General features: G+C 37.9%; 18 protein-coding genes. 12 read left to right on the forward strand and 6 right to left on the reverse strand.

The features are described 5' to 3' along the window. Positions 1-73: 73 nt before the first annotated feature. Complete coding sequence (locus AB1278_RS20350; protein WP_429816670.1) at positions 74-571, reverse strand: dihydrofolate reductase; 498 nt, start codon at positions 569-571, stop codon at positions 74-76. Positions 572-644: 73 nt separating this feature from the next. Between AB1278_RS20350 and AB1278_RS20355 the strand changes: the two genes are divergently transcribed. From AB1278_RS20355 to AB1278_RS20375, 5 genes are all read left to right on the forward strand, one after another. Continuing rightward, a complete protein-coding gene (locus AB1278_RS20355; RefSeq protein WP_034693337.1) occupies positions 645-1,250 on the forward strand; it encodes a LemA family protein in 606 nt (201 codons plus the stop codon). Between the two features lie 2 nt (positions 1,251-1,252). Beyond that, entirely contained in the window at positions 1,253-1,681 is a 429-nt protein-coding gene (locus AB1278_RS20360) for a TPM domain-containing protein (RefSeq protein ID WP_227942397.1), read from the forward strand. Next, positions 1,662-2,474: a TPM domain-containing protein gene (locus AB1278_RS20365; protein ID WP_062675618.1), complete on the forward strand. Its 813-nt coding sequence runs from the start codon at positions 1,662-1,664 to the stop codon at positions 2,472-2,474. The genes AB1278_RS20360 and AB1278_RS20365 overlap by 20 nt, the downstream gene beginning before the upstream one ends. Positions 2,475-2,668: 194 nt before the next feature. After that, on the forward strand, positions 2,669-3,190 hold the full coding sequence (locus AB1278_RS20370; protein WP_110011719.1) for an NAD(P)H-dependent oxidoreductase: 522 nt from the start codon (positions 2,669-2,671) through the stop codon (positions 3,188-3,190). Between the two features lie 3 nt (positions 3,191-3,193). Further along, entirely contained in the window at positions 3,194-5,083 is a 1,890-nt protein-coding gene (locus AB1278_RS20375) for a monovalent cation:proton antiporter-2 (CPA2) family protein (protein ID WP_429816674.1), read from the forward strand. A 1-nt stretch (position 5,084) separates the two neighbouring features. Here the strand turns inward: AB1278_RS20375 and AB1278_RS20380 are convergent, their stop codons facing one another. Beyond that, positions 5,085-5,912 carry a GIN domain-containing protein gene (locus AB1278_RS20380; protein ID WP_202843737.1) on the reverse strand — a complete coding sequence of 276 codons (828 nt, stop codon included), beginning with the start codon at positions 5,910-5,912 and terminating at the stop codon, positions 5,085-5,087. A gap of 184 nt (positions 5,913-6,096) precedes the next feature. On the opposite strand from AB1278_RS20380, the gene AB1278_RS20385 reads away from it, so the two are divergent. Together AB1278_RS20385 and AB1278_RS20390 are read left to right on the forward strand one after the other, a co-directional pair. Further along, positions 6,097-8,238: a M3 family metallopeptidase gene (locus AB1278_RS20385; RefSeq protein WP_395972451.1), complete on the forward strand. Its 2,142-nt coding sequence runs from the start codon at positions 6,097-6,099 to the stop codon at positions 8,236-8,238. A gap of 239 nt (positions 8,239-8,477) precedes the next feature. Then, positions 8,478-8,855: a YchJ family protein gene (locus tag AB1278_RS20390; protein ID WP_411414439.1), complete on the forward strand. Its 378-nt coding sequence runs from the start codon at positions 8,478-8,480 to the stop codon at positions 8,853-8,855. 186 nt (positions 8,856-9,041) lie between these two features. On the opposite strand, the gene AB1278_RS20395 is transcribed toward AB1278_RS20390, so the two are convergent. Next, complete coding sequence (locus AB1278_RS20395; RefSeq protein WP_062675624.1) at positions 9,042-9,542, reverse strand: FKBP-type peptidyl-prolyl cis-trans isomerase; 501 nt, start codon at positions 9,540-9,542, stop codon at positions 9,042-9,044. A gap of 146 nt (positions 9,543-9,688) precedes the next feature. Further along, the gene (locus AB1278_RS20400) at positions 9,689-9,937 is read right to left on the reverse strand and encodes a VF530 family DNA-binding protein (RefSeq protein ID WP_429816679.1); all 249 of its coding nucleotides are present in this window, start codon (positions 9,935-9,937) and stop codon (positions 9,689-9,691) included. 108 nt (positions 9,938-10,045) lie between these two features. On the opposite strand from AB1278_RS20400, the gene AB1278_RS20405 reads away from it, so the two are divergent. The 3 genes from AB1278_RS20405 (at position 10,046) to AB1278_RS20415 (ending at position 14,588) form a co-directional block, all read left to right on the forward strand. After that, a complete protein-coding gene (locus tag AB1278_RS20405) occupies positions 10,046-10,198 on the forward strand; it encodes a hypothetical protein (protein WP_171006328.1) in 153 nt (50 codons plus the stop codon). Positions 10,199-10,343: 145 nt separating this feature from the next. Further along, a complete protein-coding gene (locus AB1278_RS20410) occupies positions 10,344-11,549 on the forward strand; it encodes a metallophosphoesterase family protein (RefSeq protein WP_429816683.1) in 1,206 nt (401 codons plus the stop codon). Between the two features lie 3 nt (positions 11,550-11,552). Continuing rightward, on the forward strand, positions 11,553-14,588 hold the full coding sequence (locus AB1278_RS20415; protein WP_343643052.1) for an SMC family ATPase: 3,036 nt from the start codon (positions 11,553-11,555) through the stop codon (positions 14,586-14,588). Between the two features lie 74 nt (positions 14,589-14,662). Here the strand turns inward: AB1278_RS20415 and AB1278_RS20420 are convergent, their stop codons facing one another. Beyond that, positions 14,663-15,688: an LLM class flavin-dependent oxidoreductase gene (locus AB1278_RS20420; RefSeq protein WP_411414435.1), complete on the reverse strand. Its 1,026-nt coding sequence runs from the start codon at positions 15,686-15,688 to the stop codon at positions 14,663-14,665. 423 nt (positions 15,689-16,111) lie between these two features. Continuing rightward, positions 16,112-18,250 carry a DPP IV N-terminal domain-containing protein gene (locus AB1278_RS20425; RefSeq protein WP_429816685.1) on the reverse strand — a complete coding sequence of 713 codons (2,139 nt, stop codon included), beginning with the start codon at positions 18,248-18,250 and terminating at the stop codon, positions 16,112-16,114. A 429-nt stretch (positions 18,251-18,679) separates the two neighbouring features. Here AB1278_RS20425 and AB1278_RS20430 point away from each other — a divergent pair, with 429 nt between their 5' ends. Beyond that, positions 18,680-19,192 (forward strand): YceI family protein, encoded by a 513-nt coding sequence (locus AB1278_RS20430; protein ID WP_002983653.1) that lies wholly within the window; start codon positions 18,680-18,682, stop codon positions 19,190-19,192. Between the two features lie 79 nt (positions 19,193-19,271). Then, positions 19,272-20,099 (forward strand): 4,5-DOPA dioxygenase extradiol, encoded by an 828-nt coding sequence (gene ygiD / locus AB1278_RS20435; protein ID WP_202843754.1) that lies wholly within the window; start codon positions 19,272-19,274, stop codon positions 20,097-20,099. Positions 20,100-20,146 lie beyond the last annotated feature (47 nt).

A 20,146-nucleotide genomic window follows, 5' to 3' on the forward strand; every position in this document is an offset into this window, starting at 1 on the left:
GCTGTGCCTGTTAATTTTTATACCTGTGAGAAATTCACGTTTCACTTTACAAAGCAAAAATTGACTATTGGCTCTACGCTTCGCTTTTTATTTTTTCAAACGTCTGGAAACAGAAATCATAACCGTTCTTTTCATCTTTCTCATGGCAGATTTCGTTGGTCATTTTCCAGGTTTTCGGATCTATTTCCGGAAAGAATGTATCAGCCTGAAGATCTGCTTTCACCAAAGTAACTTCAAGTTTGTCCACTACATCCATAGTCTGCTCATAGATATTTCCGCCACCAATAACAAAAACTTCTTCATCAATCTTCCTGGCAAATTTCAATGCTTCTTTGATGCTTCCTACAATAAGAATTCCTTCCTCAAACCAATCTTTCTTTCTTGACACAACAATGTTGGTACGGTTCGGAAGAGCTTTTCCAATACTTTCATAAGTCTTTCTTCCCATAATAACCGGATGCCCTGAAGTAATCTCTTTAAAATGTTTCAAATCTTTTGGAAGATGCCAAAGCAACTGGTTTTCAAAACCAATTTCATTTTTCTCTCCCATTGCCACCACTATTGTTGTCATTCAAATAATTTTTTACAAAATTAGCACATAATTTGTATATTTGGTTAGCACAAAAAATTTAAAAAAATAAACTATGAAAAATAAAGGATGTCTGGGCGCAGGAACCATTGGTATTGCCCTTCTTATTATTGTTGCAATTCTATTCTTCTGGGGAAAAAGCGGATATAACAGTTTTGTCAACAAAGAACAGACAGTAAATGCAAAATGGTCTAATGTAGAGACTGTTTATCAGAAAAGAGCCAACCTTATTCCTAACCTGGAAAGAACCGTAAAATCGTATTCAAAATTTGAGCAGGAAACTTTAACTCAAGTTGTGGAAGCCCGTTCCAAAGCGACTTCTATCAATATTGATCCTACGAATATGACCGAAGCTGATCTGGCTAAATTCCAGGCAGCACAAGGAGAATTATCGGGTGCATTAAGCAGATTGATGGCCGTGGTGGAATCTTATCCTAACCTGAAAGCAGACCAGCAGTATATCAACTTCCAGAGAGAATACACTGCTATTGAAAATAGTATCAGAACTGAAACGGTTTACTATAATGATGCTGCAAAGGATTATAATACTTCCATCAAGACTTTCCCGAATAATATTCTGGCGAATTTCACCAACTTCAAAGAAAAACCTTATTTCAAAGCTGACGCAGGCGCTCAAAAAGCTCCTGAAGTATTCAAATAATAATGGGTAATTTCCTAACAAATCAACAGATCGCTTCCCTTGTGGAAGCGATTCAGTCTGCGGAAGATCATTCTACGGGAGAGATCAGAGTGCATATTGATTCCAATACGGAAAACCGCGATGCCAAGACTGCATTTGAAGTTTTCAAAAAACTGGCTATGGATAAAACAGCAGACAGAAATGCAGTACTCTTCCATGTCAATTTTGAACAGAAATATCTTACCATCATTGGAGATACCGGCATTCATGAAAAAGTAAAACAGTCTTACTGGGATCATCTTCACGATTATATCACCGCAGAATTTGCCAAAGGAAATTATTATCAGGCTCTGAAAAGTGCCATCCTGGAAACAGGACTTGAACTCAAAAAACATTTTCCTGTAGAAGGAGAAAACCCAAACCAACTTCCAAATGAAATTACGTTCTCTTAAAATAGTATTTTCATTTTTACTGCTCTGCTTTTACACTTTTGTATCAGCACAATATACCATTCCTGAAAAGCCAGCAGTGCTTTATCCTGTTTTTGATGAAGCCGGATTACTTTCCCAACAGGAAAAAGATGCACTTAATCATAAACTGATCAAGTTTGCAGATTCTACCTCAACGGAAATTGAAGTTGTCATCATCCGTTCTACCAAAGGAGAAGATGTAAATTTTCTGGCCACCATGTTTGGTGAAAAATGGAAAATCGGAAAAAAAGGAGTAGACAACGGAGTGGTTTTCCTTATCGCAACAGAAGACAGAACGATGTCTATCCAACAGGGGCGTGCCGTAGAGCAATACCTTACCGCTTCAGTAGCTGGACAGATCTTAGATTACATCGTCACCCCAAATTTCAAAAAAGGACTTTGGTATGAAGGGATCAATGGTGGAACCTCAGCGATTATGGAGGCTGTTGAGGGAAAATTCAAACCTGTAGCTACAACGGCTCCTTCCGGTAATGGAAGTGCCTTTAAAGTTCTTATCATTGCTTTTATTATTTTCATCATCATTGCTATCCTTTTTGGAAACAGAGGTGGTGGACGTGGCGGAAATAATGACGACGATGATGATGTGATCATCACCAGAAGAGGACGCAGAAATTATCCTGGCGGTTTCTTCCCATTCCCTGGCAGCTTCGGAGGAGGTGGCTTTGGCGGTGGAAGTTCAGGTGGCGGAGGCGGATTCGGAGGCTTCGGCGGCGGTGGAAGTTTCGGAGGAGGCGGTGCATCCGGTGGATGGTAATCAAGAAATATTCAAAAATGATATAGAATCAGATCATCACGATCTGATTTTTTTTATTTAAAAACCAAAATAATACTGATTTATTAACTTTTATTAATGTTAAATTGATATTTAGCTGTTAAAAAGTTAATAAAACATCATAAAAACCACCTTTTATTCAATATTTTTTCACTATATTTACGGAAAACAGGATTATGAAGAAGACGCTGGTAGTATTTGCACACCCTTATCTGGAGCACTCCAATTCGAATGTAGAGCTCATCAATTTCTACGTTCGCCACCAGCATTATACCCTGAGAGATCTTTACGAAGAATATCCTGACTTTCATATCGCAGCTTTCCGGGAAAGGAAACGCCTTAAAAACTATGAACGTTTTATCTTCCAGTTTCCCCTGATATGGTTCGGAATGCCTCCTCTTCTCAGATTATGGATTGATGAAGTTTTCGACAGAGACTGGCTGAAAGAGGGCGAACATAATCCACTCGAAGGAAAAGAAGTCTATATTCTGGTAACCACCGGCGGAAAAGAAAGATCTTTCAGCAAAACCGGAACTTATCAATATACCATAGATGAACTCATCAGCGGGCTTATTGTTTCATTAAAAGTTTTTAAAGCGGATATCAAACATATCAAAATTGTATACGAAGCCAATAAGCTCTCTAAAAAAGAAATTATTTTACACAAAAAAGAATTTACAGAACTACTCAATCAATAGCATATGGAATCCAGCTTAGCGATGAACACATTAATTTTCCTGGGTGTAGCCATTATCATGGTTCCATTGGCCAGGAAATTAGGGCTGAGTTCTGTCATCGGTTATATTTTAGGAGGAATTATCATAGGCCCTTATGTCCTTAAACTTACAGGAAACAATGTTAACGATATTATGCATGCCAGCGAGTTTGGCGTGATCATGCTTTTATTTTTGGTAGGTTTGGAACTGGAGCCACGGAAGTTCTGGGAAATGCGAAAGAAGATAATGGGATTGGGACTGTCACAGATGGCTCTTACCATTCTGCTGCTTTTCCTGGTATTCACAAGCGTAGGCTGGAGAGTAGACAAAGCCATTGCTATTGCCATGTGTTTTGCCCTATCTTCTACAGCTATTGTTCTGCAGACTTTACAAGAAAAAAACAACCTCAAGACTACCGCTGGAGAAGCTTCATTTTCTACCCTGCTGTTTCAGGATATTTCGGTAATTCCTATTCTGGCCATATTGCCTATTCTGGCCAATTATAAAGCCAAGCATCATGACAATGAAATTCAGATTCTGATCCAGAAACTCCCGGAATGGCTTCAGGCCGGGACGGTTATTTTCGGAGTAGCATTGCTTATTTTATTGGGGCGATATGTATTTGTTCCTTTTCTGCGCTATGTTTCAAAATCGGGAATGTCAGAGCTATTGACTGCTTCTTCATTATTTCTGGTTATTGGGGTTTCGGAGCTGATGGTGGTGATCGGCCTTTCACCTGCTTTAGGTGCTTTCCTGGCAGGAGTAATGCTTGCCAACAGTGAATTCCGTCATGAGCTGGAAGCACAGATTGATCCGTTCAAAGGCTTGCTTTTAGCTGTTTTCTTTGTGAGTGTAGGGTCTACCATTAATTTTAATATTATCCAGCAAGATCCCTTATTTATCTTCAGTACTGTTTTTGCCGTGCTGGCTGTAAAATTCGTGGTTTTATACACCATTGGAAAATTCTTCAGGATAGATACTCCCCAAAGTCTTTTTTATGCATTTGCCCTTTCTCAGGTAGGAGAATTTGCATTTGTACTGCTTAATTATGCATCGGATCTTTATCTTTTAGGGCCGGAGATGAATGCACAGATGATGGCTGTTACGGCAATTACCATGTGTATCACTCCTATTCTTCTCATCATCAATGATAAATTTATCACTCCGAAATTCATTAAAGAAATTCCCGAGGAAGAACATGATTATAATATTCTCGACAGCGATGTTGCTCAAAAGAAAATTATTATTGTAGGTTTCGGGCATTTTGGAAGTACCGTAGGACGTCTTTTAAAAGCCAATAAAATATCAGCTACCGTTTTGGACCGGGATTCTGACCGTGTGAAGCTTCTCAGAAGCTATGGTTTTAAAGTCTATTACGGTGACGCAACGAGAATTCCTATTTTAAGAGCGGCAGGAATTGAAGATGCTGAAATTCTCGTTTTATGTCTGGATGATCCGGATGATAATAAGTTTATTGCAGAACTTGTCCGTGAACATTATCCCAATGTGAAAATTTTTGTAAGGGCAAAAAACAGGATTGATGCTTATGATTATCTGAACAGCGGAGTCAATCACATTTACCGTGAAACATTAGGAACGGCTGTGGATATGGCTGTGGATGTACTTCATGAAACGGGAATGAGAAAATACGCAGCAAGACGTCTCGGACAAAGATTTATGGCTATTGATAAAGCGTCAATCCGGAAGCTGGCAAAAATGAAGGAAAATGATGAAGACATTACCCTGTTTACCACAAAAGAAATCCTCCAGCGAGAGGAGGAATTATTAGCTTATGATAATCTTAATTTTGAAAATAAAAACTGGGAAGGTTCCTCATCCGCAGATGAAGAAGATGAGGAAGAAACCCAGGATTAATTTATTGGATGTTTACGCTTCCACCGCTGCTTTCGTCTTTTATCACGCTCTTAAGCTCTCCTTTTTTCGAGATATCCACACTTCCACCAGATGATGCCCCGGCATTTACACTGGAAACAGCACTTATATGTATACTTGCTCCACTGGAAGCATCTGCCTCTACATCATCAGCGATAACTCCTTTAGCAGAAACGCTGCTCCCTGAAGAAGCACTCACGTCTACTTTTTTTGCTTTACCGGAGAGATCAAGAGTTGATCCTGATGAAGATTCAATATCAAGGTTTACAGCCCATATTTTACCATCGAAACTACTGCTACTGCTTACATTGATATCCATATCATTAGCTTCAAGGTCTCCGGAAATACTTCCAGCACTTGATGCTTCGATATCTGTTTTCTCCTGGGTAAATTTATCTTTTACAATAATTCTTGCTGCTGAATCGGCAAGGAGTTTTTTAAAGTCTTTGGCATAAATCTTCGCTGTCACTTTGCTGATATTCATCACTCTGATCCCCGGCTTATAATGAATATGCAGTTTCCCGCCATCATTTTCTACCAGAATTTCATCAATGATACTTTGAGGGGCTGAGATTTCAACTTTCTCAGTTTCAGATTTTATAATTTCTGCTTCAATGGCCTGTGAAACCTGAATTTCATCAAAATCACCGTTAAATTCCTTATGCTGTATCGGGCCGCTTTCTTTGCTCACTACTTTCTCTACCCAATTACTTTTGTCTCCTTCCCGGTCTCTGTTTCTGTTCTCATGTTTATCATTACATGAGGCTAAAGCCACTAAGGCTGAAAAAATAAATAAAGTACTTGTTTTCATGCTTATTTCTTTTGTTAATTTTTTTATTGATTTCTTTATTTAAATAACAACTAATTTATAAAAAATATTACATTACATTTGAAAATACTGTAAATACCACAGAGAGCTTAAAGAAATACATACGCCGAAATATGTTCTATGATACAAGTTTTTAATATCTTTATGCTTTAATAACAACTATATTATGAAGAATATTTCATCGGTATTATTAATTTCTGCCTTGGCGTTCAATCAATCTTGTACTACAATGAAACAGACCGATATTCAACAGGAGCTACCTGCACCTGACCCCTCTTTAGCTTCCAATCCTTTTATGAAGAAGAGCAAGCTTCAGTACGAAGCTCCGGAGTTTGACAAAATCAAAAACGAACACTTCAAACCTGCTTTTAACTATGGTTTAAAGCAACATGAAGCTGAAATTATAAAAATTGCCAACAATCCGGCTGCCCCTACTTTTGAAAATACCATCGTTGCATTGGAAAAAAGTGGTGAAGTACTGAGAAGAGCACAAATTGTGTTTTCAAATCTTACCAGTGCAAATACAAACCCTACTTTACAGGCTTTGGATGAAGAATATGCCCCTATTTTTGCTGCACATTCCGATAAACTGTACCTGAATGAAAATCTTTATAAAAGAATTCAATCCATTAAAGAAGACGGTCTTGATTCCGAAAGCAAAAGACTGGTACAATATTATAAGCAGAATTTTGAAATTGCAGGAGCTAACCTTTCTGCAGCGGATAAAGAAAAATTAAAGCAGCTCAATCAGGAACTGGCTTCTCTTTCTACACAATATGCCAACAAATTACTGGAAGCAAGAAAGCAAGGTGGAGTTTTCTTCTCAGACGCCAAAGAACTGGATGGACTTTCTGCTGATGAAATTGCAGCGGCAGCAGCTGATGCCAAAACAGCAGGACAACCCGGAAAATATCTTCTGACTTTACAAAATACAACACAGCAGCCTCTTTTACAAAATTTAAAAAACAGGGCTACCAGAGAAAAGCTATTTAAAGCTTCATGGACAAGAGCTGAGAAAGGAGATGCCAACGATACGAGATCAACCATCGAGCAGCTTGCTAAACTAAGATTGAAGAAAGCACAGATTTTAGGCAAGAAAAACTTTGCAGAATGGAAACTTCAGGATCAAATGGCAAAAACCCCTGAAGCAGCAACAAAACTTATGAACCAGATTGCTACTCCTGCAGTGGAAACAGCAAGACGTGAAGCAAAAGATATTCAGGATCTTATTGATCAGCAGAAAGGAGGTTTCAAAGTAGAACCCTGGGACTGGAATTTCTATGCTGAACAGGTAAGAAAAGCTAAGTTTGACCTTGATGAAAGTGAAATTAAACCTTATTTTGAAATTACAACCGTTCTTGAAAAAGGAGTTTTCTTTGCTGCTGAAAAATTCTACGGACTTACATTCAAAAAGAGAACAGATCTTCCGGTTTATCATCCGGACGTAGTAACATATGAAGTTTTCGATCATGATGGAAAATCTATTGCCATTTACTATCTGGATTTCTATACAAGGGATTCTAAAAACGGTGGTGCATGGATGAGTAATTTTGTTGAGCAGTCTTATTTACTGGGAACAAAACCTGTAATCGTGAACTGCTACAATTATCAGAAACCTGCTCCGGGAAAACCTTCCTTAATCAGCTATGATGATGTTTCAACCATCTTCCATGAATTTGGCCACTCTATTCACGGAATGTTTGCCAGCCAAAAATATCCTTCACTTTCAGGAACGAATGTACCGAGAGACTTTGTGGAATTCCCATCCCAGATTAATGAGCACTGGGCTTTAGATCCTGTTGTTCTGAAGAATTATGCTGTACATTATGAAACAAAACAACCTATTCCACAGGCTTTGGTAGATAAGATCAAAAAGGCATCTACTTTCAACCAGGGGTATATGACTACTGAGTTGGTTTCTGCTGCTGAACTCGATATGGATTGGCATACAGTAAGCAATGAAAATCAGTTTATTCCTGTTTTAGATTTTGAAAAGCAGTCTTTAGCCAGCCATGGATTTAATCTGGCCACAGTTCCGCCAAGATATCACACGCCTTATTTTGCACACATCTGGGGAGGTGGATATTCTGCAGGATACTATGCTTATTTATGGTCTGAAACTTTGGATAATGATGCATGGGAATGGATCAGTAAAAACGGAGGATTAACCAGAGAAAACGGTGACCGTTTCAGAAAGTATATTCTGTCCGTAGGAAATTCTGTAGACCTGAATCAGGCATTCAGAGACTTTACGGGACATGATCCGGATATCAAACCTTTATTGAGAAACAGAGGGTTTATTAAATAAATCAAGGGAAGCATTCTTTAATCAGAGTGCTTCTTTTTTATACCTATCTGTGATAAATAAATTTTCTATGTTTCGGCTAAAGCCGGTGGATTTTTGTTTATTTATTTGAACGGGCTAAAGCCCGTTTCTATTGAATATATAACAATTCAACATATTAATTCCATTATAAAATTCAAATAGGCAGAACTCCTTTCTAACGAGATTCATTATTTTTGCATTTAAAATTTAAAATACAATATATGGACTGTCCATGCTGTTCAGGAAAATCATACGAAGAATGCTGCAAGCCTTATCATATGGGAGAAAAACATGCTCCTACGGCTGAAGCTCTGATGCGTTCAAGGTTCTCTGCTTTTGCCATTCCAAATGGTGAATACCTGATGGAAACTACTCTTCCGGGAAAAAGAAAATACCACAATAAAAAAGATCTGCAGGAATGGGGAGAAATCAACCAATGGACGAAACTGGAAATCATCAGAACTCCGGCTTTAAATCATGTGGAATTTAAGGCTTATTATACCGATCAGGACGGGCATCCGCAAGTTCATCATGAGTTTTCTGTTTTTCAGAAGATGCACGAACGCTGGTATTATGTTTCCGGGGAATTTTTGGATTAGTAAGTATAGAGTTATGCTTTGCGTATAGAACCACCCCGTTAAAAATTCTTTGAATTTTCGCCGCCCCTCCACCGGAGGGGAATGCCAAGCAACCAATACCTATTATCAATAAAAATGAGCCACAGGATTATCTGTGGCTCATTTTCTTATCTGAAACATGTCCGAAAAAATCGGGCATTTATATTTTTAGTGAGCTTCGTTTCCGTCAATTCCGTGAGCATGACCATGTGCCAGCTCTTCTTCAGTTGCCGGACGAGTGCTTAAAACTTCCACGTCGAAATCTAATACTTTCCCAGCCATCGGGTGGTTAAGATCTGCTACTACAACTTCCGGAGTAATTTCTACTACAAAAGCCTGGAAATTATTCCCCTGATTGTCTGATAAAGGAAGAATAGCTCCTACAGGCGGAAGTCCTGATTCTTTAAACATTTCCACTGGTAACTGTGCAATGGCATCCGGCTGTCTTTCACCGTAAGCTTCTTCAGGCTGAATCACAAAAGCCGCTTTGTCGCCAGCTTTTAAACCTAAGATATTCTGTTCAAATTTTGGAATCATCATTCCCACACCATACAAAAATGTAAGTGGATTTTCTGTTGTTGTCTCTTCTACAAGAATCTTACTTCCATCTGGTTCGATCGTATGAAGTATATACTTTACAGCTACAACGTGATTGTTTTCGATTGTCATATTTTTTCTTTTTTTCGTGATTTCGTCTCACGATTAATCATACAAATATACTCTTTTTGAAATGATTCAATGAGCCTGGAGGCTGGAGGTTGGAAGAAGGAAGCTATGAAAGGCATAAAGAAATGGAGATTTTCTTTTTACAGCCTTTATTTTTTTCTACTTTCGTCTCTCTTTTTTTGTCTTAGCATAAAGAGATACAGGCTCTCCACTTTTGTTCTGGCCCAGAGTGTTTTCCGTAGAAATTTCAGCGAAGAACTTATGCTAGGGTTATCTGTAAAACATTTAATATTGATCTGTTCACCTAGCCTTTCGAAACCTTGATAATATTCTACCAGTTCTTCCAGGATAGCATCAAGTCTTTTTCCGTGTAAAGGATCTTTGGACTGCTGTTCCATCTTTTTTTTGCAAAATTAATTGATTATAAGTTTATATGGAAATCTACACCTCTTCTTCCCTTTTTGTTTCTTATTTTTGAAGAAGCTATTTCTTACCCATAAAAAAATATGAGCAAAAACAACGAAGCGAACAGGAAGAAAAATAAAAAGAAAATTGATCAGAAAAAACGTAAAATACAAAATGCAGAAGCTGAAAGAAAAGCAAGGTTAAAACAAATCCGGGAAGATTTCAAAGCAAGAGAAGCTGACAATAAGCTATAATTGTCTTGATCCGAAGTAAGGGAAACCTTAATTTTTAAAATGAAGTATTCTCTATCTTTACATTGTAATAACATCAAAATAATTCTCTGCGAAACAACTTGAAAATTACGCTGCATATATTCTTTTTAATTCTCAAATTTACATTATGAAAATCCTCCACACTGCCGACTGGCATTTGGGTAAGCGCCTCGACCGTTTTTCAAGACTTGAAGAACAGGTTTTGGTTATGAATGAAATTGTTAAGATGGCCGATGAGCAAAATGTTGATTTAGTTCTCATTGCCGGTGATCTTTTCGATAATTTTAATCCAGGTGTTGAGGCTGCTGAACTTTTTTATAAAACATTAAAACGTTTATCCCTGAACGGAAAACGTCCTGTAATTGCTATTTCCGGTAATCATGATTCTCCCAGCTTAATCAATGCTCCTGATCCTTTGGCAAGAGAATGCGGAATTATTTTAATCGGCCATCCCAAAGCGGAGATTGTGCCTTTCGGTACAGAATATTTCAACATTACCAACTCGAAAGAAGGTTTTATCGAGCTGAAAATTGATAGAATAGATTTTCCTGTAAGAATTCTTCATACTCCTTTTGCGAATGAGGTCCGGTTAAAGGAATACTTTGGAGAAAATAAAGAGGAAGAAATCAACAAAGTGCTTTCCCAGACCTGGAAAAACCTTGCTGATCAGTTTTGTGATGATTCCGGAGTGAACCTTCTGACAGCTCATTTATACATGAATAAAAGAGGTGCGGCAATTCTCGAGGAACCGGAAGGAGAAAAACCAATTAAGATAGGAAATGCAGATCTGATTTTTTCGGACAGTATTCCTGAGCAGATTCAATATACGGCATTGGGCCACCTTCATGGTTTTCAGAATATCGGAACGAAGGAAAAGCCTGTGATTTATTCATCCTCTCCTCTGTGCTACAGTTTCAGTGAAGCCGGACAAACGAAGTATGTTTCTATTATTGACGCAGAACCTGGAAAAACAGTTTCCTACGAGAAGAAACTCTTGAAGAGCGCGAGAGCTTTAGTCCGAAAAACATTTACCGCCATTGATGATGCTGTTCAGTGGCTGGGTGAAAATCCCAATACATTTATTGAACTTACACTGGAAAGTGAGACTTTTTTAACGGCAGACGAAAGAAGATTAATCTACCAGTCTCACAACGGAATTGTACACCTTATCCCCAAAATAAAAAATCTGGAATTGGCAGAAAATCAAAACCAGGAGATCAATTTAAGTCAGGATATTGATATTTTATTCAAGGATTATTTTAAATCCAAAAACGGCGGGCAGGAAGCCAATGAAGAACTGATGAATTTGTTTAACGAAATTTTAAATGCATAAGCCATGATCCCTGTTCAATTAACTATCGAAGGACTTTACTCGTACCGGGAACGCCAGACCATTGATTTCAGAAATCTCACTGAGGCGGGGCTGTTTGGGATTTTCGGGGCTGTAGGTTCCGGAAAATCATCAGTTCTTGAGGCCATTTCGTTTGCTTTATATGGTGAAACGGAACGTCTGAATATGCGCGATAAAAGGGCTTATAACATGATGAATTTAAAATCAAACAGTTCTTATATTGAATTTGATTTTATCAATTATGAGAATAAACTTTTCCGTGCTTCCCGTGATTTTAAGCGAAATTCAAAGAAATTTGAAGAAGTAAAGCCTAACGCGGTTACATTTTATGAAAACATCAATGGCAAATGGATTCCTTTGGATCACTCGAATGCAGAAGCTATTATTGGGTTAAGCTATTCCAACTTCAAAAGAACCATCATTATTCCGCAGGGACAGTTCAAAGAATTCCTTGAATTGGGCGCTGCAGAAAGAACGAACATGATGAAGGAAATTTTTAACCTTCAGAAATTTGACCTCCAGAACAATGTTTCTGTACTCAATGTAAAAAACAGATCTGAACTGGATCAGCTGGAAGGACAGTTAAAAGGTTTCGAAGAAATCAATGAAGAGAAGATCCGGATTCAAAAAGAGCAGCTTGCAGAGGAACAAAAAAAGCTCTCCGAATCCAATGAAAAACTGGAAAAGGTTTCCCAGACCTATCAACAGCTAAAAAACCTGAAAAGTGACTTTGACAGTTTACAGCAAAACAAAGAAAAATTCAGTAAACTCTCAGAAGAAAAGCCTCAGATGGATGCTCTGGAAATGCAGGCAGAATTATACGACAGGATTTTCAGAATTTTCAACCCTTTGATTATTGAGAAAAATAAACTCTCAAAAGAAATTGCTTCAAAACGAAACGAAAAGGAGCAGCAAATCAAAGACTGGCAGGAAACTGAAAGGGCTTTTAATACTGTAAAAGAGCAGCTCATGACTCTTGAACCACAGTTTAAGGCATTAGAGCAATCCAGAATTCAGGAAAATGATCTGAACCTTATTATTCAGATCCTGAAATTTTCTGAAGAAATCAAGATCCTGAACGAAAGAACCCGGAAAGGTTCTGAAAAAGTAAAAGAAGTAAATCTTCATAAAGAGAAAATTCAAAAGACTATTGATGAGCTTTCCGCACAGATTAAAACCTTAAAAGAACAAAAACTGGATTCTGCCCTGCTTTCTGAAGTGGGCAACTGGTTTATTCAGCAAAAGAATTTAAAAAAATCGCTTCAGGAACAAGCTGAAAAGATCGGGAAACATCAAAAGCAGATCGGAGAAATTACAGAAGAATTAAAGCCTTTTGCTTATACCGAAAATTATAAAGAAGATTTCAGAATCAGAAAAGAAACCTTAGAGGCTCAAAAAAAGGAACTTTCCCAGAAACTGGATCATCTCAAAATACAAAAAGAACTTTCCCGTTTTGCCAGTGAACTTCATGACGGAGAAAACTGCCCGCTCTGTGGTTCTAAAGAACATCCGCATATTGTGGAATTTCATGATGTAAATACTGAACTGCAGGAAATTCAGGAGAAAATAGCATCGCTTGAACAGGAAGCAACAGGACTTCAAAAGCAGGAGGCTGAAATTGACAAGATTCTGGACCGTAAAAAGATCTTTGAGGAACAGCTTTTTTCGGAACAAAAAATACTGCTGCAGATTCAGAAGGATATTGAAAATCATCTGCTGAATTTCACCTGGAAACAATTTGCTTCCAACCAGGAAGAGGAATTTGAGAAAAAACGCTCAGACTCGTTTACGCTGGAGAAAAAGATTGAAGAAACGGAACGGAATATCGCTTTAGCAAGGGAAAATTTTGACAGAGAATCCAAAACACTGGAAAAATATAAGAGTGCTCTTGAAGCTTTCCGTCTGGAAGAAGTTTCGAAGCAGGAGCAAATTAATATCAGCCGTTCCGGTCTTAAAATTCTCGAATGGGATCTGTATGCTCAAAAGGAAATAAAAGAAATTGAAGAATCATATCAAAAGCTTGCTTATTCTAATAAAGAGATTGAAGAGAATTACCTGAAAACTGTAGAACAGGAAAAAATTCTTTCTCCGAAACTGGCAGAGCAAAAGGCTATTGTGAGCCAATCTGAAAAGCAGATTACAGAGCTGGAGAAGGAAATTTCAGGGAATGAAGAAGCAGTTGTCAAAGCATTGGCTGATCAAAATTTCACAGAATTTAAAGAAGTTGAGAATATTTTACTTCAGGAAATTAATGTTGAGCTGGTGAGGACTAAAGTTCAGCTTTTCAAAGTTGAATTTGAAGCTTTAAAGAAATTCATCGGAGAGCTGGAGTTAAAACTGAAAGGCCTTTCGTTCAATAACGAACAGTTTTCTATCGCTGAACAGCAGTTCACCGAAGCACAAACCGAACAAAAGCAGATTAGTGATTCTGTAGTCACAAAAACTGCTGAAATAGATCGTCTGGAAAAGGAATTTGTAAAAAAAGAGGAACTTCTGAAAGAACTTGCACAACTTCAAAAACGCTCAGAAAATTTAAAAATCATGATGAATCTTTTTAAAGGTGCGGGTTTTGTACAATATGTTTCATCTATTTATCTGAGACAGCTTTGTGATCATGCTAATGTGCGTTTTCACCGGATGACCAGAAATCAGCTGAGCCTCCAGCTGAATGAGAATAACGATTTTGAAATTATTGATTACCTCAACGAAGGAAAAAGCAGAAGTGTCAAAACACTTTCCGGAGGCCAGGCATTTCAGGTATCTTTAAGTCTGGCTCTGGCTCTTGCAGAAAGTGTTCAGGCCAATGCGCAGGCCGATAAAAATTTCTTCTTTATTGATGAAGGTTTTGGAACTCAGGATACGGAATCTGTGAATATCGTTTTTGAAACGCTCACCAATCTGATGAAAGAAAACAGGATTGTAGGAATTATTTCGCACGTGGAAGAACTGAAAGAGAAAATTCCTACAGCACTCAATATTATTAAAGACGAAGAAAGAGGAAGTCTGATTGAGATTGTTTAATACTATATTTAAAACAACAAAAGCCACAAAAGAAACAGATCTTTCGTGGCTTTCACACCTCACAAACTTTCCTGTTACAGTCCTTTTATAACAGGCTTCACTTCATTTCCAAACAATTCTATCGATTTCATCATCACATCATGAGCAGGATCTCCTACATCCATGTGGCCGATAAATCTTGTAATTCCGAAAATTTCTTTCATATAAGCAATCTTGTCTGCTACTTCCGCCGGACTTCCGATAAATAATGCACCATCTTTACTTCTTCCACCTTCATATTGTGCTTTTGTATAAGGAGCCCAACCTCTTGAAACTCCAATTCTGTCCATCTGTGATTTATAATTATGGAAATATCCATCCACTACTTTCTGATCATCACTCACAAAAGTATGGGAGTGAATTGCGATCTGCATTTTTGAAACATCATGTCCCGCTTTTTGGTATTCCTGCTTATAAAACTCGATCAGATTTCTAAACTGGATTGGCATTCCTCCAATAATAGCTACCACTAATGGCATTCCCAATTGTGCTGCACTCAAAACAGACTGCGGCGTTCCCCCAACGGCTCTCCAGATGGAAAGTTTTCCGTCATTTTTTGCTCTTGGGTATACCGTCTGATTCTGCATCGGTGCACGAAGTTTTCCTGACCAGCTTACATTTTCTTCAGAATTGATTTTCAGTAATAATTCCAGTTTTTCATCAAATAGCTGTTCATAATCATTCAGTGAATAGCCATACAAAGGAAATGACTCGATGAAACTTCCACGTCCGACAAAGATCTCTGCTCTTCCGTCTGAAATTAAATCCAGCGTTGAAAAATCCTCATACACTTTTACCGGCTCCGAAGAACTCAAAACAGTAACGCCACTGGCCAGTTTTATATTTTTTGTAATGCTTGCTGCTGCTGCCAAAACAATCTCCGGAGAGGAAACAGCATAATCCGGACGGTGATGTTCTCCCATAGCAAAAACATCAATTCCTACCTCATCCATCAATTTTACCTGATCCAGTATTTCACGGATCTTAATTCCTGCATCTCTATATTTCCCGGTTGACTGGTCAAAAGCCAGATCACCGAACATTCCTATTCCTAATTCCATATTGTTGATTTTAGTGATACAAAGTTACCACTATGGAAAATCAAAAACATTGATGTTTGTTAAGATCGGAAGGGCTGTTGAATACTGATGATTCTTTTGTTGGAAAACGCAAAGGCGCAAGGAATTTTTATTTTTATGATTTTTTAAGGCGCAAGAAAATCGAAGATTTTCAGCAAAGGCAGAATGATATTTAGATTAAATTTTATCCCAAATCAAGCAGATTACGCAGATTTCCATTGCATCTGCTTAATCTGCAAAATCAGCGTGAAATAAAATTACAAATCATAAAATTTTATCGCAGATAAAATCCTTGCGTCTTACAACATAACCTATTTAATAATCTTGCGCCCTTGCGTTTTCCAAAAAACATAATACTTGTGTAGCAAAAACAAAAAATCCAGCCTTTCCGACTGGATTGTATTATTATTTCTTCAGATACAAATCAAAATAATCTGTAATTTTCTGCATCAGGTGAACTCTGTCTTTCCCGATCACATTATGCGGATGTCCCGGATAAGTAAAGTAGTCCAGCTGAACTCCGTTATCAACAGCAGATTTGATGAATTTAATAGAATGCTGCCATACGACTACATCATCCTGTGCACCGTGAATCATCAGTAATTTTCCTTTCAGGTTCTGAACTTTATCCAATAGATTTGCAACCGCATAACCTTGTGGATTTTCCTGCGGAGTATCCATATATCTTTCTCCGTACATGATCTCGTACATGCTCCAGTCGATTACAGGTCCTCCTGCTACACCCACTTTGAATACATCCGGCTTACGAAGCATAAAACTTGTTGTCATAAATCCTCCGAAGCTCCATCCATGAATTCCCATTTTATCTCCGTCTACATAAGGAAGAGATTTTAAGTACTCTACACCTTTCATCTGGTCGTTCATTTCTGTAGTTCCCAAGTTTCTGAATACAGCCTGCTCAAACTTCATTCCACGGTTAGAAGAACCTCTTCCGTCCATTGTAAAAATAATGTATCCGTTCTGAGCCATATATTCATACCAAAGGTTTCCTGAGGCCGGAAAGCTGTTCGTGATCAGCTGTAAGTGTGGTCCGTTGTACAGATAAACAATAGTCGGATATTTTTTGTTCGGATCAAAATTGGTTGGAAGAATAATTTTTCCATACAAAGGAGTTCCGTCATCAGTCTTTAACACTACGTTTTTAATTTCCGGTCTCTGATAATTTTTTAATGGATTTTCAGAAGTAAGGATATTCGTAGTTTTTAAATTAGCTGTATTGATAATGTTGGCAACTCTCGGTGAATTCGCATTGCTGTAAGCATCATACAGATAATTCCCATCGCCGCTCAAAGTTCCGATGTGCATTCCTTCTGCATTATCAAGCTTTTGCATTTTGAAGTTGGTCCAGTTGATTCTGTATAAATGTCTTTCCAAAGGAGTCTCTTTTGTTGAGGTGAAGTAGATCTCCTTTTTCTTTTCATTGAATCCTAAAATATCTGTTACCAGCCAATCCCCTTTTGTGATTTGGGATATCAGTCCTTTTTCAAGGCTGTAGTGGAACAAGTGGTTGTATCCAGTTCTCTGGCTCTGCCAGATAAAGTCTGCATTAGAATTCGGGAAGAAAGTAAGCGGGTGCTGCGGCTCTACATATTTGCTGTCTGTTTCTTCAAATAATGTTTTTACCAATTCTCCTGTAACAGAGTCATACTGATTCATTTTCATATGATTCTGAGCTCTGTTCAAAACTCCTACAAAAATATATTTTGAGTCCGGGCTCCATGTAACCGCTGTCAGATACTGATCTTTTTCCCCTTCAATTCTTAAGAAAGTAGTAGATTGTGTTTTAATATTGAACACCCCTAATGTTACCTGATGAGAAGTCTGGCCAGCCATCGGGTATTTGATGTTGTGATTGACAGCAGGTGTTACAGACCAATCGATGATCGGGTAATCTGCTACCATGCTCTGATCCATTTTATAGAAAGCTACACTCTCAGAATTCGGGGCAGGAAAAATTCCGGTATCAATTCCGAATTCATTTCTGTGAACGGCCTGTCCGCTAATGATATTTTCATTGGTCTCGTTGGTTACAGCAATGGTCTTTCCGTTCCTGTTGACAAATAAATTATTCTTTGCTGTGAAGGCAAAAGTATGGCCGTCACCAAACATTTTAACATTGGCAGCATTCTGATCAATAGCAGCTGTGCTTTTTATTTTCCAATCGTTTCCGGATTTTTCAATCCAAGACATTTTGCCCTCTGTCGTAAAATATCCATTGGAATTCCCTGTAAATTTAATAGGAGGAACAGCTTTAAGCTTATCATTGGAAAGATTTCTGTTCAGCTGACTCAAGGAGATCAGGGTATCCTGTTTGTTGGTTTTCAAATCTGTAATCAGATAACCGCCTTTTACTGCCTGAATGTATGATTTTCCGTCTGCAGACCATGAAAATTGGGAAATATTTTTCACAGCAAGGTTGGTCCTCATTCCATTTACAGCCTCCGCCATGGTAAACTTCTGGGTCTGGGCAAATACCGAACTGCCTAAAACCAGCATCAATAAAGAAAATTTATGTAATTTCATTGTATAAAATTGAATCCTTCAAAAATAAGAAATAAAAACCATTCGTTAAGAAATGTTAAATTAAAACATTCATAAAATGGAATTCATGTATTCAATGGAAATATTCCTTAACTTAAGAGTAGAATTTTTAAAGGAGATTAGAATAAGTCAATCATGAACTGTCAATCCGCTGCGCTTGTCAATTGGATGCTGGAATCAATTCACCATTCACTTTCGAAGCAAAATTGACGATTGATGTTAAATAAGTCAATCGTGAATAGTCAATCCGCTGCGCTTGTCAATTGGATGTTGAAAGAAATTCACCATTCACTTGCGAAGCAAAATTGACAATTGACAAAAAAACTCATTTCTTATCCTATATCAATGACTTGTATAGGTACGCTGTCCTAAATTTGCATTATTAATAACAAACAAAAAATACGAAATACAATGGCAACAAAATGGATTTTAGACCCTACGCATAGTGAAATTACTTTCAAAGTAAAACACATGATGATCTCTAACGTAAAAGGAAGCTTCAGAACTTTCACTGCTGAAATTGACTCTGAAGATGAGTTTTTTGCAAATGCTAAAACTACTGCTACGATTCAGACGGATTCTGTATTCACCAACAATACGGACAGAGACAACCACTTAAAGTCGGCGGAGTTCTTCAATGCTGAAGTTCACCCTACGATCACATTTGAATCTCAGGCATTAAACAATACTGTTGTAGGTAATCTTACCATCAACGGAATTACAAAACCTGTAACACTTGATGTAGACTTCGGAGGAATCAACGTAGACCCATGGGGAAATACAAAAGCAGGTTTCTCTTTTGAAGGAAAAATCAGCAGAAAAGACTTTGGATTAAACTGGAATGCTGCTCTTGAAGCAGGAGGTGTAATGGTAAGTGATGATGTAAAAGTAGCTGGTGAATTACAGTTTGTAAAGCAAGCATAGTTAATAACATATATTTTAAAAGGTTCAGGGATTTTTCTAAAAGCCTTGAACCTTTTATTTTTTATAATCTTCAATATTTATGAACCTCAACGATCTTCAAAACATTAGCGACGGTTTTAAAAGTACACAGAGAATGCCTGTTTTATTTCTTGGACATGGTTCACCAATGAATGCCATTGAAGAGAATCAATTTGTACAGGGTTTCCGGAAAGCAGCCTCAGAAATTCCAAAGCCCAATGCAATTCTTTGTATTTCTGCCCACTGGTATACGGACGGAACTTTTGTAACGGCTATGGATATGCCGAAAACCATTCATGATTTTTACGGTTTTCCCAAAGCCCTTTTTGATGTGCAGTACCCTGCACCGGGAAATCCCGAACTGGCAAGAGAAACTGCAGAGTTACTTCTTCCTGTAGATGTGGAAGAAGATCATAGCTGGGGACTTGATCATGGGGCATGGTCTGTGATCAAACATATGTATCCTGATGCAGATATTCCGGTGATCCAGCTGAGTATTGATTATACAAAACCTCCTCAGTATCATTATGATCTGGCAAAAAGACTGAACAAACTTCGTGAAAAAGGTATCCTGATCATCGGAAGTGGAAATATTGTTCATAATCTTCGTCTTATTGACTGGAAAAACATCAATACAGTAGGAGCCGGCTGGGACTGGGCAGTGGAAGCCCGTGAAAAAACCAACAACTGGCTTCTGGATGGCAATTTTCAGAATATCATAGATTACCAGAAACAGGGTACGTTCTTACAATATGCTGTTCCTACTCCTGATCATTATCTCCCTCTATTATATACTTTAGGATTGAAAGATCAGGCTGAAGAGCTTACTTTATTCAATGATGAGCTTATCGGGGGTTCATTGAGTATGACAAGTGTAAGGATTGGATAGCCTTCTCTATATTAAAACAAAAAGGAAATACCTCAGCTGAGATATTT

The sequence above is a fragment of the Chryseobacterium sp. NRRL B-14798 genome (assembly GCF_050470705.1).
In the GTDB taxonomy this organism is placed as follows: Bacteria; Bacteroidota; Bacteroidia; order Flavobacteriales; family Weeksellaceae; genus Chryseobacterium; species Chryseobacterium cupriresistens.